The 14,495-nt window shown below is 61.4% G+C and carries 15 protein-coding genes; 1 reads left to right on the top strand and 14 read right to left on the bottom strand.

Annotation, left to right across the window (positions count from 1 at the left end; translation table 11 throughout):
- The 5 genes from T518_RS05705 to T518_RS05685 form a co-directional block, all read right to left on the bottom strand.
- Nucleotides 1-227, bottom strand: a 227-nt coding sequence (locus tag T518_RS05705) for a helix-turn-helix domain-containing protein (protein ID WP_036376570.1), incomplete at its 3' end; no start/stop codon positions are given.
- 67 nt (nucleotides 228-294) lie between these two features.
- A complete protein-coding gene (locus T518_RS05700) occupies nucleotides 295-606 on the bottom strand; it encodes an ESPR domain-containing protein (RefSeq protein ID WP_036376567.1) in 312 nt (103 codons plus the stop codon).
- A 311-nt stretch (nucleotides 607-917) separates the two neighbouring features.
- Entirely contained in the window at nucleotides 918-1,616 is a 699-nt protein-coding gene (locus T518_RS05695; RefSeq protein WP_036376564.1) for a winged helix-turn-helix domain-containing protein, read from the bottom strand.
- A 122-nt stretch (nucleotides 1,617-1,738) separates the two neighbouring features.
- Nucleotides 1,739-2,335, bottom strand: a complete 597-nt coding sequence (locus tag T518_RS05690; protein WP_036376561.1) for a hypothetical protein — start codon at nucleotides 2,333-2,335, stop codon at nucleotides 1,739-1,741.
- A gap of 110 nt (nucleotides 2,336-2,445) precedes the next feature.
- Nucleotides 2,446-3,855: a GDSL-type esterase/lipase family protein gene (locus T518_RS05685; RefSeq protein ID WP_036376558.1), complete on the bottom strand. Its 1,410-nt coding sequence runs from the start codon at nucleotides 3,853-3,855 to the stop codon at nucleotides 2,446-2,448.
- Nucleotides 3,856-3,976: 121 nt separating this feature from the next.
- Here T518_RS05685 and T518_RS05680 point away from each other — a divergent pair, with 121 nt between their 5' ends.
- Nucleotides 3,977-4,960 (top strand): site-specific integrase, encoded by a 984-nt coding sequence (locus T518_RS05680; RefSeq protein ID WP_036376556.1) that lies wholly within the window; start codon nucleotides 3,977-3,979, stop codon nucleotides 4,958-4,960.
- Between the two features lie 518 nt (nucleotides 4,961-5,478).
- Here T518_RS05680 and T518_RS05675 read toward each other — a convergent pair.
- The 9 genes from T518_RS05675 to rnpM all read right to left on the bottom strand — a co-directional run bounded on the left by T518_RS05675 (nucleotide 5,479) and on the right by rnpM (nucleotide 14,491).
- The gene (locus T518_RS05675) at nucleotides 5,479-7,548 is read right to left on the bottom strand and encodes a polyribonucleotide nucleotidyltransferase (protein ID WP_036376554.1); all 2,070 of its coding nucleotides are present in this window, start codon (nucleotides 7,546-7,548) and stop codon (nucleotides 5,479-5,481) included.
- 111 nt (nucleotides 7,549-7,659) lie between these two features.
- Complete coding sequence (gene rpsO, locus T518_RS05670) at nucleotides 7,660-7,938, bottom strand: 30S ribosomal protein S15 (protein WP_036376552.1); 279 nt, start codon at nucleotides 7,936-7,938, stop codon at nucleotides 7,660-7,662.
- A 116-nt stretch (nucleotides 7,939-8,054) separates the two neighbouring features.
- Nucleotides 8,055-8,993 carry a bifunctional riboflavin kinase/FAD synthetase gene (locus tag T518_RS05665; RefSeq protein WP_036376549.1) on the bottom strand — a complete coding sequence of 313 codons (939 nt, stop codon included), beginning with the start codon at nucleotides 8,991-8,993 and terminating at the stop codon, nucleotides 8,055-8,057.
- A gap of 14 nt (nucleotides 8,994-9,007) precedes the next feature.
- A complete protein-coding gene (truB, locus tag T518_RS05660; protein ID WP_036376547.1) occupies nucleotides 9,008-9,901 on the bottom strand; it encodes a tRNA pseudouridine(55) synthase TruB in 894 nt (297 codons plus the stop codon).
- The gene (locus T518_RS05655) at nucleotides 9,901-10,869 is read right to left on the bottom strand and encodes a DHH family phosphoesterase (protein ID WP_036376545.1); all 969 of its coding nucleotides are present in this window, start codon (nucleotides 10,867-10,869) and stop codon (nucleotides 9,901-9,903) included. Before T518_RS05655 ends, truB begins: the two co-directional genes overlap by 1 nt.
- Nucleotide 10,870: 1 nt before the next feature.
- On the bottom strand, nucleotides 10,871-11,278 hold the full coding sequence (gene rbfA / locus T518_RS05650) for a 30S ribosome-binding factor RbfA (protein WP_036376543.1): 408 nt from the start codon (nucleotides 11,276-11,278) through the stop codon (nucleotides 10,871-10,873).
- A gap of 98 nt (nucleotides 11,279-11,376) precedes the next feature.
- A complete protein-coding gene (gene infB, locus T518_RS05645; RefSeq protein ID WP_036376541.1) occupies nucleotides 11,377-13,860 on the bottom strand; it encodes a translation initiation factor IF-2 in 2,484 nt (827 codons plus the stop codon).
- A gap of 28 nt (nucleotides 13,861-13,888) precedes the next feature.
- Nucleotides 13,889-14,206 (bottom strand): L7Ae/L30e/S12e/Gadd45 family ribosomal protein, encoded by a 318-nt coding sequence (locus T518_RS05640; protein WP_036376537.1) that lies wholly within the window; start codon nucleotides 14,204-14,206, stop codon nucleotides 13,889-13,891.
- A 3-nt stretch (nucleotides 14,207-14,209) separates the two neighbouring features.
- Complete coding sequence (gene rnpM / locus T518_RS05635) at nucleotides 14,210-14,491, bottom strand: RNase P modulator RnpM (protein WP_036376534.1); 282 nt, start codon at nucleotides 14,489-14,491, stop codon at nucleotides 14,210-14,212.
- Between the last annotated feature and the right edge of the window lie 4 nt (nucleotides 14,492-14,495).

Genomic DNA, 14,495 nt, shown 5'->3' with positions numbered 1-14,495 from the left:
TTATGCGGACGACAGGCTTTCCTGCGCTGCTTGTAGAGCGCTTGCGCGGTCAACGGGCAGTACGACATAGGCTGGTCCGCAGGGGCCGCATTGCGGAGAAGCTCACGCGAGATGGTCGACTTGCTCCGGTTCAGCAGATGGGCAATCTCCGTGATGGATTTGCCCTCAGCAAGAAAAAAGAGTATCTTTTCTCGCTCAAATGGTGTAAGATGTGTGTAGTGGCACATAGGCTCTCCTTTTGTTATAGGTAGTTCTCTTCAAACACCATTATAGCAAAGAAGTCTATGTGTCATTTTAATTTGGTTGTCTAGGAGCTGTTGCACTTAGATTGTAAATCCATCTCTCATTATCCGTGACAGCGGTAGTCCCATCTTCCGATTGCAGGTTCGCACCGATATTGGATGCATCGACTTTTGCATCGGCTGCCCAGCCGACTGGCAGGCTGGTGCCCATGGCGAACAGGGCGATGAGGATGGCGGTGGTTAGTCGCTCGTGCTGGTGCTGGGCGGTGAGACTCTTTGTCTTGCCGCGGCTGTGGACTATCTCGGAGACGACTTGGTAGAGATTTCTTGCGCGATTGTAGATGACTTTATAAACTCTGTTCATATTGACCATCCTTTGCCATTGGATTTTGCTCTGGCAGGAATTGCCCTGTGCGGACTGAGTGGAAGATGCAGGGCTCTCATATTCACATCACACTTTCTCGGTGCTGTAAGATTTGCTACATCTTCCTGCCATGATGCCTATATACTGTAATTAAGTTCTATTATAACACAAATATAACACAAATTGTTATTATGTAATTACCTGTACTTCACAAGATTCGCAAAATTAGAATCAAAACAGGAGGTTTTCACATAAAAAAACATCCACCCATGCAAGATCTTTGCAAAGTGGGCGGATGTCTTGTCCGTGTGTCAGGCTGTGCGGCGCGCGAAACGGTAGCCGACGCCGCGGACGGTCTCGATGGCGTCGCTGACGGCGGGGGCGCCTTTGAGCTTGGCGCGCAGGTGGCGAATGTGGACGTCGACGGTGCGGGTGTCGCCGTAGTACTCGTAGCCCCAGATGCGCTCGAGCAGTTCGTCGCGCGTAAAGGCGCGGCCGGGATTCGTCACGAGCAGCTTTAAGAGCTCGTATTCCTTCGGGGTCAGGGCGATGGGCTCGTCGTGGAGCCATGCCTGATAGGAGGAAAAATCGAGGCGCAGGCCGCCAATCTTCAGCGTCTCCTCCCTCCCCTTCTCGCTCTGGCTGTCCTTGGCGGAGCGGCGCAGCACGGCCTTGACGCGCGCGAGCAGCTCGCGCATGGAGAAGGGCTTGACGACGTAGTCGTCGGCGCCGAGCTCGAGGCCGAGCACGCGGTCGATCTCCTCGGCCTTGGCGGTCAGCATGATGATAGGGATGCCGCTCGTCTGCGGGTCGGCCTTGAGCCGGCGGCAGACTTCGAGGCCATCGACTTCTGGCAGCATGATGTCGAGCAGCACGAGGTCCATACCCGCGGCCTTGGCGAGGGCTTCGCGCCCGTCGGCGGCCGCCGTGACCTCGTAGCCATTCTTCTTGAGGTTGAAGGTCAAGAGTTCGCGTATGGAGGCTTCATCGTCTACAACGAGGATCTGCATGATATCATCCTTCCTGTTTCTTTCTGGTTCTCTCTTTGTCAATTGGGTAGTCGGGTCTTTTCTTTGTTGTGCCGGTCAAAAAAGCGGCAGTCTCCCCGCTTCGGGGATGCTGCCGCATCTGCTCAGTAGAAATGCTCGGTCAGGTCGATGAGGTTGTCGCGGACCTGGCGCAGGAAGTCCCAGCGGTTGACGTTCTCCGCGCCGACGGAGAAGCAGACGCCGTCCTTCGTCCAGTAGGCGACGAAGGCGGACTCGCTGACTTCGGCCAGCTGGACTTCGGTGCTCCCGATGGTCATGGTCTGCCAGTTGGCGCCGTAGACGCCGCTCAGGGCTTCGGCCGTCATCTCGGACGGGTCGGCCACAGCCGTGCGCACGGTGAACTGCGCGCGCTTCTCGGGCGCACCGTAACGCGAGGCATAGCGGAGGTCTGCGACCGTGCCGCCGATGAGGAAGCGCTGCTGCAGCTCGAGGCCGGAGCTCAGCGGGAAGTAGAGCGGATGGACGCCGAGCGCCTCGGTCAGCTCGCCGTAGCTTGCGGCGGGGACCATCGGGTTTGGCATGCCGACGGCTGACTGCGCGGCTGCGCTGTCGTCTGTGGCCTGCACCGGTGTGGCGGCCATCTGCGCGGCTTCGCTCGCGGCATCGGCAAAGCTCGTGGCGGGAGCGAGGAAAATGGCACCGGCAGCAGCCAGGGCCATGAGGTTATGATGAAGATGCATCGAAATTCCTCCAGAATCAAAGTATTCATGAGTCGTACTATCAAGAAATGAGGGTCAAACGCCCCCATTTCATTATAGTACAGATGGCAGGCGTAGTACAAGTCCCCTGCTCAGTTCTCTGCACCATCCTGCGGCGTGCTCTCATATTCCTCGAGTTCCTGGTCGGCGGCGGCCTTGACTCCAGGCCAGACGCTGTTGACGTAGGCACCCATCAAGGCCTTGCCATTGGCATCGGGGTGAAGGCCGTCGAGGGCGTACTGGGTCGGCAGCAGGCCGTCCTGTGTCGGGATGGCGGCCGCCATGTCGATGTAGGTGTGCGTGCGGATGTAGGCGTTGACCGCGTCGAAGCGCTCCTGCCAGTCGTCGGCCGTCGGCTCCGCAAAGACGTGGTCGATGTTCTCGGGATTGATGGCCGGCAGTGTCACGAGAATCGGGCAGATGCCGTTTTCCAGGCAGCGCTGGCGCATGGTCTCGAGGTCGGCGATGACGGCGTCCGTGTCCTCCCCTGCCCGCAGGCTGTTGCTGCCCGTCATGATGATGAGGTAGCGCGGATGGAACGGCAGGACATCGCGGTCAAAGCGCTCCACGGTCATGCCGCTCGTGTCACCGCTCTGCGAGAGGTTGATGGCGGGGAAGTCGAGGTAGTGGAGCCAGCTGAACGAGAAGACGGCCGGGCTGTAGGAGAAGTGGCCGCCGCCGTGGCTGATGCTGTCGCCGAGCACGGCGACCTGCCAGTCGTCGGCAGGATCCGTGCGGAAGGAGCGCACGCGCGACCACTGCCCCATGGGATTGCCCTCGCCGTCAAATGAGCGCACGCGCCAGTAAAAGGGCGCGGACCCGTAATGGGCCTGCGGGTCGTAGATCTCGGCCATATCGCTCGTGAGCGTCTCAATCGGCACGGCATCGGGTTCCGCTTCGGGATTCACCGCGTAGATGGCGACTTCGTAGCTTGCGGCCGTGGTCTGGCCGATCCAGGTGTAGACGGGGTAAAGAAGCGTCTCCCCTCGCCTGCCGCCATACTCTGCCGTCAGCACGGGCGCATCCATCGGCGGCAGGTCCGGCGAGGTGTAGAGCACGGCAAGGTCGCTGTACGGCGTGTAGGGCGTGCCGTTGAAGTCGAGGGCGCGCACGCGCCAGTAGATGGGCTCGGTCTTGGAGCCGAGCTGGTCTGCCACAAATTCGCGCAGGGGCGCGTTGTAGGCGTTCTGGTAGATGCTGCGCGTGCGGAAGACGGATTCATCGGAGTTCTTGGCGGGCGACAGATGCCCGGGTTTCTTGGTAAAGAATTCGATCTCGTACATGACGGCCTCGTCGTCCGTGTCCCAGGTCAGTATTGGCGAGTATGAGAGCGGCGTCTCGGCCGTCGTCGCGCTGAGTCCGGAGGGCGGCGGCGTCAGGAGATGCGAGGATGCCTCATGGCGCGGCGTCAAGAGGAGCGCCGTGAGCACGATGACAAGGCACGAAAAGCCGAGGATGGCCGCGAAGAGATGGCGGCGGCTATGGTGATGGAGATTCTTCATGAGAGCTCCCCCCTTTCTTGTGGTAACTGTTGCATCACAGATTGCATTATAGCATAGAATTGTCCTATAATAGAAGAAAATTTACGGTATACATGAATGTACATCAGGATGAGGATGAAGTATGCGAGCAAAGAAGAATTTCCTGCTGGTCAAGAATCAGCGCATCGAGCAAAACGAGCGCCTCTCGGAGAAGGCGAAGGCGCGCCTCGGGAAGTCGAAGGCGGACAATACGCTCAAGGCGTACTGTGCAGACTGGAGTGACTTCTCGGACTGGTGCTGCTATCACGGCGAGCGCGATCTGCCGGCGCGGCCGGAGACGATCGTCAACTACCTCAACGACCTCGCGGACGATGCGAAGGCGAACACGGTGGCGCGGCGCGTGACGGCGATCTCGGAGAACCACATGGCGGCAGGCTACACGGGCAAGAACAATCCGGCAAAGGACGCGCTCGTGCGGACGGCGATGGAGGCGATCCGGCGCGAGAAGGGCACGTTCCAGCAGGGCAAGGCGCCGATCCTGATGGAGACGCTCTACGTGCTGGCGGACTGCTTCGGCGACGACATTGTCTCGCTGCGCGACAGGGCGCTGATTTTCCTCGGCTTTGCGGGGGCGTTCCGCCGCTCGGAGCTCGTGGCGATACAGGTGGAGCATCTGACGTTCACGACGCAGGGGCTCGTGATCCTCGTGCCGCAGTCGAAGAGCGACCAGCTCGGGCGCGGCACGGAGATCGCGGTGCCGTATGCGCCCGACCCGGAGGTCTGCGCCGTGCGGGCGGTGCGGGCCTGGCTGCAGGCGGCGGACATCCACACGGGGCCTCTTTTCCGGCCGTTCACGCGCAGCCATACGCTCAGGGACTCGCAGCTGACGGACAAGTCGGTGGCACTGATTGTGAAGAAGTACGCGGCGCTTGCGGGGTTCAACCCAGCGAGCTTCGCGGGGCACAGTCTGCGCCGGGGCTTCGCGACGAGTGCGGCGCAGCACGATGTGGATGCGCTGACGATCATGCGGCAGACGCGGCATCATTCGGAGAAGATGGTGCACCGGTATATTGAGCAGGGCAATATCTTCAAGGAAAACCCGCTCAACAAGATGTTCAAGAAATAAGGTTCGGCAAAGGGCGAGGGCATGCATTCCGGCTTCGTCGCTCCGTTAAATGAGCCCCATGCGACGGATGACGTATCTAGATATTTCGCCGCCCGACGCGGCGTTCTGGCATCGCTGTTTCTAGGTACGGCAGCTCGGGGCTCAGCCTGCGGCAATCACTTCGCTCCTGCAGGCGGAATGCATGCCCTCGCCCAAAGTTTATGCCTGCAGAGGAGATCTGGCTTCGTCGCTCTGTTAAATGAGCCCCATGCGACGGATGACGTATCTAGGTATTTCGCCGCCTGACGCGGCGTTCTGGCATCGCTGTTTCTAGGTGCGGCGGCTCGGGGCTCAGCCTGCGGCGGTCACTTCGCTCCTGCAGGCGGAATGCATGCCCTCGCCCTGAAGTGGATGTCTGCGGACTGAGCTTCTGCGTGGCGCGGCCGATTGCTTCGCTCCGGCCTTAGGTTTTGGGATTGTTGCTTGTACAAAAAAGGCTTCCCCTCTCATTTGAGATGGGAAGCCTTTTTATTGCGCGCTTAAAGCACGGCTTTGTGGCTGAGGTTGATGCGGCCTTTGTCATCGATCTCGACGACTTTGACCTGGAGCTGGTCGCCGACCTGGACGACGTCTTCGACTTTCTCGACGCGGTGGTTGGAGAGCTGGGAGATGTGGCAGAGGCCTTCTTTGCCTGGCAGGACTTCGACGAAGGCGCCGAATTTCATCAGGCGGGTGACGCGGCCGGTGTAGACTTCTCCGACTTCGACTTCGCGGACGATGTCTTCGATCATCTTCTTGGCTTTCTTCATGCCTTCGGCGTCGCTGGAGGTGATGAAGATGTTGCCGTCTTCGTGGATGTCGATGTCGACGCCGGTCTCGTCGATGATCTTCTTGACGACTTTGCCGCCGGTGCCGATGACGTCGCGGATCTTGTCGACCTTGATCTTGATCGTCTCGACGCGCGGTGCGTACGGGGAGAGCTCGGCGGCCGGCTTGTCGATGCACTCGAGCATCTTGCCGAGGATGAAGGCGCGGCCGCGCTTGGCCTGCTGGAGGGCGGAGGACAGGATCTCGCGGGAGAGGCCGTCGACTTTGATGTCCATCTGGATGGCGGTGATGCCTTCCGTCGTACCGGCCACCTTGAAGTCCATGTCGCCGAGGGCGTCTTCCATGCCCTGGATATCGGTGAGGATCGTGTACTTATCCCCTTCTTTGACGAGGCCCATGGCGACACCGGAGACGGGGCGCTTGATGGGCACGCCGGCGTTCATCAGCGAGAGCGTGCTGCCGCAGACGGAGCCCATGGAGCTCGAGCCGTTGGACTCGAGGACCTCGGAGACGAGGCGGATGGTGTACGGGAACTCCTCGATGGAGGGGATGACGGGCACGAGGGCGCGCTCGGCAAGGGCGCCGTGGCCGATCTCGCGGCGGCCGGGGCTGCGCATCGGGCGGGCTTCGCCGACGCTGTAGCCCGGGAAGTTGTAGTGATGGATGTAGTGCTTCGTCGTCTCAGGTCCGAGGCCGTCGATGATCTGCTCGTCACCGAGAGAGCCGAGCGTCGTGACCGTGAGGATCTGGGTCTGGCCACGCGTGAAGAGGCCGGAGCCATGCGTGCGCGGCAGCAGTCCGACTTCGCACGAGACGGGGCGCACTTCTTCGACTTCGCGGCCGTCCGGGCGTATCTTCTCGTGGGTGATCATGTGGCGCACGACGGACTTCTCGAGGTCGTGGATGGCGATGGCGATCTCTTTATCCATCTCCGGGTAGAGCTCGAGGAAGTGCTCCATCGTGTCGGTCGTGACCTCGGCGATGTGGGCGTCGCGGTCGAGCTTGTCCGGGTTGCGGACGACTGCGTCGAGGCGGTCCTTCGCGTAGTCGCGGATGGCCTCCTCCATCTCCTGCGGGACGAGGAAGAGCTTCGGCTCGCTCTTCTCTTTGCCGCAGTCGGCCTGGATGCCCTGCTGGAATTCGACGAGGCGCTTGATCTCCTCATGGCCGAACAGGATGGCGTCGAGGATGACGTCCTCCGGCAGCTCGTTGGCGCCGGCCTCGACCATCATGACGGCGTCGTGGGAGCCGGCGACGGTGAGGTTCAGCGTCGATACCTTGCGCTGCTCTTCCGTCGGGTTGATGACGAATTCATCGTTGACGCGGCCGACGCGCACGCCCGCAATCGGTCCCATGAACGGGATGTCGGAGACAGTCAGGGCGCACGATGCGCCGATCATGGCGGCGAGTTCCGGTGCGTTGTCCTGCTCGACGGAGAGGACGGTCGCGACGATCTGGACGTCGTTGCGGAAGCCCTTCGGGAACAGCGGGCGAATCGGGCGGTCGATCAGGCGCGCGCAGAGGATGGCGTCGCTCGACGGGCGGCCCTCACGCTTGATGAAGCCCCCCGGGATCTTGCCTGCTGCATACATCTTCTCTTCGTAGTCGACCGTCAGCGGGAAGAAGTCCACGCCTTCGCGCGGCTCAGCCGATGCCGTGGCCGTGACGAGCACGACGGTGTCGCCGTAGCGCACGAGCACGGCGCCGTTGGCCTGCTTCGCGAGCTGTCCGTTCTCGATGACGAGCGGGCGGCCTGCGAGTTCCATCTCAAAGCGATTCATAAAAACCTCCTTGTATCTCTACTTCATTCGTATCTCTTGTTCTATGTTTATTTTTCCAGAAAAAAAAGCGGGATTGCTCCCGCTTTCCGCTTCAGGATCGCTCGCCAGCAATCAGCGCTCAACCGTGGAACGCAGACCAAGCTTTGCGATAATCGAACGATAACGCTCAATATCCGTCTTGTAGAGGTAGCTGAGCAGACGACGGCGATGGCCGACCATCTTCAGCAGACCGCGACGGGAATGATGATCCTTCTTGTGCTGCTTGAGGTGCTCCGTCAGATAGTCGATACGTGCGGAGAGGACAGCGATCTGTACTTCCGGCGAACCCGTATCACCCTCGTGAACGGCATACTTCTGCATGATTTCCTGTTTTGCTTCCTGAGTCAGCATGTTGGTAATTCCTCCTGTATCATGTAACAATCTCCATCAGCCAAGAATACGTCGGAGTTCTTCGCAATCTGGGCTGAGGTCTGCCATTTGGCACTTTCAATAGTATATCACAGCCGTCAAGCGCTTGTAAAGCAATGGCGCCAGATTTCTTTGGCCCGCTCGCGGTCCCTGTGCATCTGCGCGACAAGGGTCGCGACTGAATCGAACTTCTCTTCATCGCGTATCTTCTGCAGGAAGCGGACTTCGAGCAGCCTGTCGTAGATGTCCTTGGAAAAGTCCTGGATGTTGACCTCGATGCGGCGGTTGCAGCCCGGGAAGGTCGGGTTGTTGCCGATGTTGGCGAGTGCAGCGTAGTCGCGGTCGCCGTAGTGGGCCGTCGCGGCGTAGACGCCGTTCGGCAGCATGACCTGGGCGTCGGGGATAGCGAGGTTGGCCGTCGGGAAGCCCAGCGTGCGGCCGCGCTTGTCGCCGTGGATGACGCGGTCGAGCACAGTGAAGGGCCGGCCGAGGCACTCCTCTGCCGCCGCGAGGTCACCGCCCGCGATCAGGCCGCGGATGCGTGTGCTGCTGACGGGGCGGCCGCCGAGCTGGACGGCCGGGCAGATCTCGGCGCGGAAGCCGTAGTCGCCCGCCACGCGCTGCAGCATGCGATGCGTGCCCTTGCCGCGGCTGCCGAAGGTGTAATTCGGCCCCGTCACGAGGATGTGCGGCGCAAAGGAGTCGCGCAGGAGCGCGAGAAAGTCCTCCGGCGTGCGGCGCGCGAGGTCCTTCGTGAACGGGATGGCCATGAGGATGTCGACGCCGAGTTCCTCGATGAGCTGGCGGCGCAGTGCATTGTTGCCGATCTGCGGCGGCACGGCCTGCGGCGCGAGGACGGCGAGCGGATGGTTGCTGAAGGTGAAGACCATGCTCTCGCCGCCAATCTCATGCGCGAGGTCGACCGCGCGCTTTATGATGCTGCGGTGGCCGCGGTGGACGCCGTCAAACATGCCGAGCGCGATGACGAGGCGCGGGTGGTCCTGTCGTAGCGTGGTGAGTCTGGAATAGAATTGCATCGCTTGTTCCCCTCTCATGGTTTTGCCGCCAGCTCGCGGTGGATGACCTTGGCCGGGATGACCTCCTGGCTCGCCCGGTCGTAGCGGCCGATGCCGAGGAAGCGCCCCCCGCAGTAGACGCGCAGCGTGTCGGTCTCCGGCACGCGCTGCCGCTCGCCCGTGCCGAGGCCGTTGCAGAAGGCCTTCTCGCGGCGCGGGTCGAGGTCGTAGCGCTCGAGGTGACTCAAAAAGTGCGCGGGCTCCAGGACGGCGCCCTCCCCCGCCCCGACGAGCTCTTCGAGCGTCAGCGCATCAGCGAGCGCAAAGTCGCCGACGCGGCTGCGCACGAGGAAGCTCATCGTCGCCGGCAGGCCGAGCGCCGCCCCGATGTCGAGGCAGAGGCTCCTGATGTAGGTGCCCTTCGAGCACTGGACATCGAGGAGCACCTTGTGCGCCTCCGGCTGATAGGCGACGAGGTCAAGCGAATGGATCGTGACCTCGCGCGAGGGGACCTCGACCTCCTTGCCCTCGCGCAGGAGGTCGCAGGCGCGCTTGCCGCCGATCTTGATGGCGGAGTGTGCCGGGGGCGTCTGGCGGATGCGACCCGTGAAGCCTGCGAGGACATGCTCGATGGCTTCCTGCGAGGGCATCATGAAGTCCGTGACCTCCTCCGTGATTTTCCCCGTATCGTCGCCGCTGTCCGTCGCAAAGCCGAAGGTCAGCTCTGCGCGGTACGTCTTGTCGGCGAGCTCGAGGTATTCGATGAGCCGGGCGGCCTGCCCTACCGCAACCGGCAGGACGCCTGCCGCGGCGGGGTCGAGCGTACCGGCATGGCCGACGCGCTTCATGCGGAGCACCTTGCGCACGGCGCCGATGACGTCGTGCGAGGACATGCCGGGCGGCTTGAGGATGTTGAGGAATCCGTCCATCATTTCGCCCCCTGGCAGTGGTAAGCGCGGATGGCCTGCGAGATGGCCTCGCAGATCGTGCGCTTGGCTTCCTCAAAGCTCATCAGGAGCGTGCAGCCGGCCGCGCGCGTGTGGCCGCCGCCGCCGAACTGTACGGCAATGGCGCTGACGTCGAGCCCCTTGGAGCGCATGCTGACGCGGCAGATGCCCTCCTCCTTCGTCTTGAGCACGACGGCGATGTCGACGCCCTCGATGACGCGGATCATGCCGATGAAGGACTCTGTCGACTTCATGCGCGCCGTCGTCTCGGCGTTGAGGAAGATGCCGGCCGCATGGCCGTCGGCGAAGAGCTCGGCGCGCTCGATGGCCTCGCCGATGTCGCGGACAGTCTGGTATGGCTTCTGCTCGAGCGCCTCTGAGATGACGTTCGGCTCGACGCCGTGGTCTAAGAGCTCCGCCGCCGCGCGCATCGTGTGCGATGTCGTGTTCGAGAAACGGAAGAAGCCCGAGTCCGTCGCGAGGCCCGTGTAGATGCACATGGCCATCGCCTTGTCGAGGTGGACGGGGAGCTCGTGCATGAGGTCGTAGATGATCTCCGCCGTCGCCGCGCGCGTCGGCGCGATGTAACTGTATTCTGCCGAGCCGTCGTTCGTCTGATGATGATCGATATTGAGGAGGTGCTCCGCATGGACTGCCTTGAGCACATCGCCCGTGCGGTCCGTGGCCGTGTCGAGCACGACGAGGAGGTCGGCCTCTACGGGTCTCTCCACCTCCGGCCTGCCAATAATATCATATCCCGGCAGCACCGAAAAGATGGCCGGGATATCATCATCGAGCAGAACGAGAGCTTCCTTGCCGAGCGAGCGCAGGATGTGCATGAGGCCGAGCGAGGACCCGATGGCGTCGCCGTCGGGGTTCTGGTGGGCCGTGATGACAATCCGCTGAGCGCTGGCCAGGATGGCTGCTGTTTCACTCAATGTCACTATCATGTCAATGTTCTTCTTTCTTGTCGTCTTCGATCTCTGTCGACTCTGTCGAATCGTTCTTCGCCTTGTCCTCGGCCTCGATCTTCAGCAGCAGCTCTTGGATGTGCGCGCTGTAGTCGAGGGACTTGTCCACGACGAAGGAAAGCTCAGGCGTGAAGCGCAGGCGGATACGCTTGCCGATCTCGCGGCGGATGAAGCCGAGCGAACTCTGCAGTCCTGCCCAGCAGTCCTTGACCTGCTGTTCACTGCCCATGAGGCTCACGTAGACCTTGGCCTCGCGCAGATCGCCCGTACACTCGACGGACGTGACCGTCACGAAACCGATGCGCGGGTCCTTGAGCTCACGCAGGATGATCTTTGAAATCTCCTGCTTCATGAGCTCCTGGACCTTCTCTACCCGGAGCTGGCTCATGGCATTCCCTCCTTTATGTCTAGTATGTCTATGTCTGTTGCGTATGTTGATTGTTGGTCGTTATCGCTTGTCGCGCCTCGCGATGTGCTTCGTGAAGCTCAGTCCTTCTCGGCGTCTTTTGCCTTGGCGGCAGCAGCCTTGGCCTGCTCTTCGCGCTTCTTGGCAGCAGCCTTGTTGGCATCGGCGATCGTCGTCGCGATCTCTTCCATCGTGTAGGCCTCGATGATGTCGCCTTCCTTGAAGTCGCGGAAGTCGACAATGGAGATGCCGCACTCGTAGCCTGCGTTGACTTCCTTGACCTCATCCTTGAAGCGGCGCAGCGAGTCGATCTCGCCATCGAAGATCTCGATGTTGTCGCGGATGATGCGGATCTTGGAGTTGTTGCAGATCTTGCCTTCGAGCACGTAGGAACCGGCGACGAGCGCCTTCGAGAACTTCATGACCTGGCGGATCTCGACGCGGCCCTGGACGACTTCCTTGTACTTCGGCTTGAGCATGCCGCTCATCGCATCCTTGACGTCGTTGATGGCGTCGTAGATGACGCGGTACGTGCGGATGTCGATGTTCTCCGTGTCGGCGAGCTTGCGCGCGTTGGCGTCCGGGCGGACGTTGAAGGCGATGATCAGCGCGTTCGAAGCCGATGCCAGCATGACATCCGACTCGTTGACGGCACCGACGCCCGAATGGACGATGGAGACGCGGACCTCATCGTTCTTGTTGAGCTTGAGGAGCGAGCTCGAGAGCGCCTCGACAGAACCCTGTACATCGGCCTTGATGACGATGTTGAGGTCCTTGATATCGCCTTCCTGGATCTGGTGGAAGAGGTCGTCGAGCGAGACTTTCTTGCTCTTGATGAGGTTGTTGCGCTGGCGCTCGATGCGGGCCTCGGCAATGGAGCGGGCCTGCTTCTCCTCGAGCACGGCGAGGATGTCGCCGGCTTCCGGCACATCGTTGAGGCCGAGGATCTCGACTGGTACGGACGGGCCGGCCTTCTTGACGTTCTCGCCGCGGTCGTTGACCATGGCGCGGACCTTGCCGTACGTCGTGCCGCAGACGACAGAGTCGCCGATGCGCAGCGTGCCGTTCTGGACGAGGACGGTTGCGACAGGGCCGCGGCCCTTGTCGAGCTTGGCCTCGACGATGACGCCGCGCGCATCGCGGTTCGGGTTGGCCTTGAGCTCCTTGACCTCTGCGACGAGCAGGACCATCTCCAGGAGGTCATCGATGCCGATCTGCTTCTTGGCCGAGACAGGGACCATGATCGTGTCTCCGCCGTATTCCTCCGGCACGAGGCCCTGCTCCATGAGCTCCTGCTTGACGCGGTCCGGATTGGCACCCGGTTTATCGATCTTGTTGATGGCGACGATGATCGGCACGCCTGCCGATTTCGCGTGGTGGATGGCCTCGATCGTCTGCGGCATGACGCCGTCGTCAGCAGCGACGACGAGGATGGCGATATCCGTGATCTGGGCGCCGCGCGCACGCATGGCCGTGAAGGCCTCATGGCCCGGCGTGTCGAGGAAGACGATCTTCTTGCCCTTGCAGTTGACCTGGTAGGCACCGATGTGCTGCGTGATGCCGCCGGCCTCGTGCGTCTGGACATGCGTATTGCGGATGCAGTCGAGCAGCGACGTCTTGCCGTGGTCGACATGGCCCATGACCGTGACGACAGGCGGGCGGAGCTTCAGCGACTTCGGATCATCCTCGATTTCCGGGATCTCCGTCGGGTCTACCTCTGGCGGCAACTCTTCGCACGTCACGCCGAATTCGGAAGCCACGAGGGCGGCCGTATCAAAGTCGATTTCCTGGTTGATCGTCGCCATGACGCCCATCATGAAGAGCTTCTTGACGACTTCGGCGGCCGTGTAGCTCATCTTGGACGCGAGATCCTTGACGGCGATCGTCTCCGGCAGCTTGATGTGCTTCGGATGCGCGATTTCGACCTTCGGCGCCTGCTGGCCGCGCTTGTTGTTGCGGCCGCGGCGGTTATTGCGGTCGTTGCGATTGCCGCCGAAGCGGTTTGTGCGGTCGTTACGGCCACCGCGCTCATTGCGGCTGCCGCCGTTGCGGCGGTCGTTGCGGTTGCCGCCGCGGTTATTGCTGCCGCCGCCATTGCCGTTGCGGTTGCCGCCGTTATTGCTATTGCCGCCATTCGTGTGGCTCGGGCGGTTGCTGCTCGACGCTGCCGCGCGGCTGTTGCCATGGCTGCCCGCGTTGCCGCTGTTGCTATTGTTGCGGCCGGCATCGCTGCGGCGGTCATGGCGGCTGTTATTGCTGTTATTGCTGTTATTGCCGCTGTTGCTATTACTGCCGCCGTGGTTCGGCTTGGCGGCCTGCGGCTTCTCGGCGCGCTTCTCCGCTGGCTTTGCGGCCGGCTTCTGAGCAGGCTGAGCGGCCGGTGCCTTTGCCTGCGGCTTGGCGCCCTTATTGTTCAGCGAATTCTTGATGGCCGTGCGCTCTTCTTCGCCGACGCTCGAGAAATTATTGGCAGCCTTGAACTTGTTGCGCTTGAGGATATCCAGAATGACTTTGCTATCCGTGTTGAACTCTTTGGCGAGCTCGTAAACTCTGTATTTGGACATTGATCCACCCCCGGTTATTATTTCATACTCATGGCTCCTTCATCAACTCGCGCAGCTTCTTCGCAAAGCCTTGGTCCGTCAAGGCTGCGACAGCGCGGTACTCCTTGCCGAGGCAGTGGCCGAGCGTCTCCCGGTCAAGCCCCTCAAGGCAGGGAACCTTGTATCGATCCGCTAGGATCGCGTAATCTTTCTTTGTTTCATCTGAGGCATCCGCGGCCACGAGGACGAGTACGGCCTCGCGGCTCTTGAGAGCCTGCTCCACAGCGAAGGCGCCGGATACGATGCGGCGCGCCCGCTGGGCCATGCTCAAAAGATTCGTGATGCGCTCTTCTCTGGTATGCGCCATGGCTCAGCCCTCAGCCTCATCCTCGAACAATTCGCGCTCGAGGAGATCGTAGACGGCCGCGTCAATCGGCGACTTGAAGGAACGCTCGAGGCCATGACTCTTCTTGGCCTTGTCGAAGCATTCGCGCTTGTGGCAGATGTAGGCGCCGCGCCCAGGCTTCTTGCCCGTGAAATCCACGGAGAATTCGCCCTCGGGGCTGCGCACGATCCGCACCATTTCCTTTTTGGGACGGCTTTCCTGGCAGCCCAGGCACATCCGCTGCGGTATCTTCTTGATCTTCATCATGCAA

This window comes from Mitsuokella jalaludinii DSM 13811, assembly GCF_000702905.1.
Lineage (GTDB): Bacteria > Bacillota > Negativicutes > Selenomonadales > Selenomonadaceae > Mitsuokella > Mitsuokella jalaludinii.
Note: the sequence above shows the minus strand (reverse complement) of the source record. Positions and strands in the feature narration are given on the sequence as shown.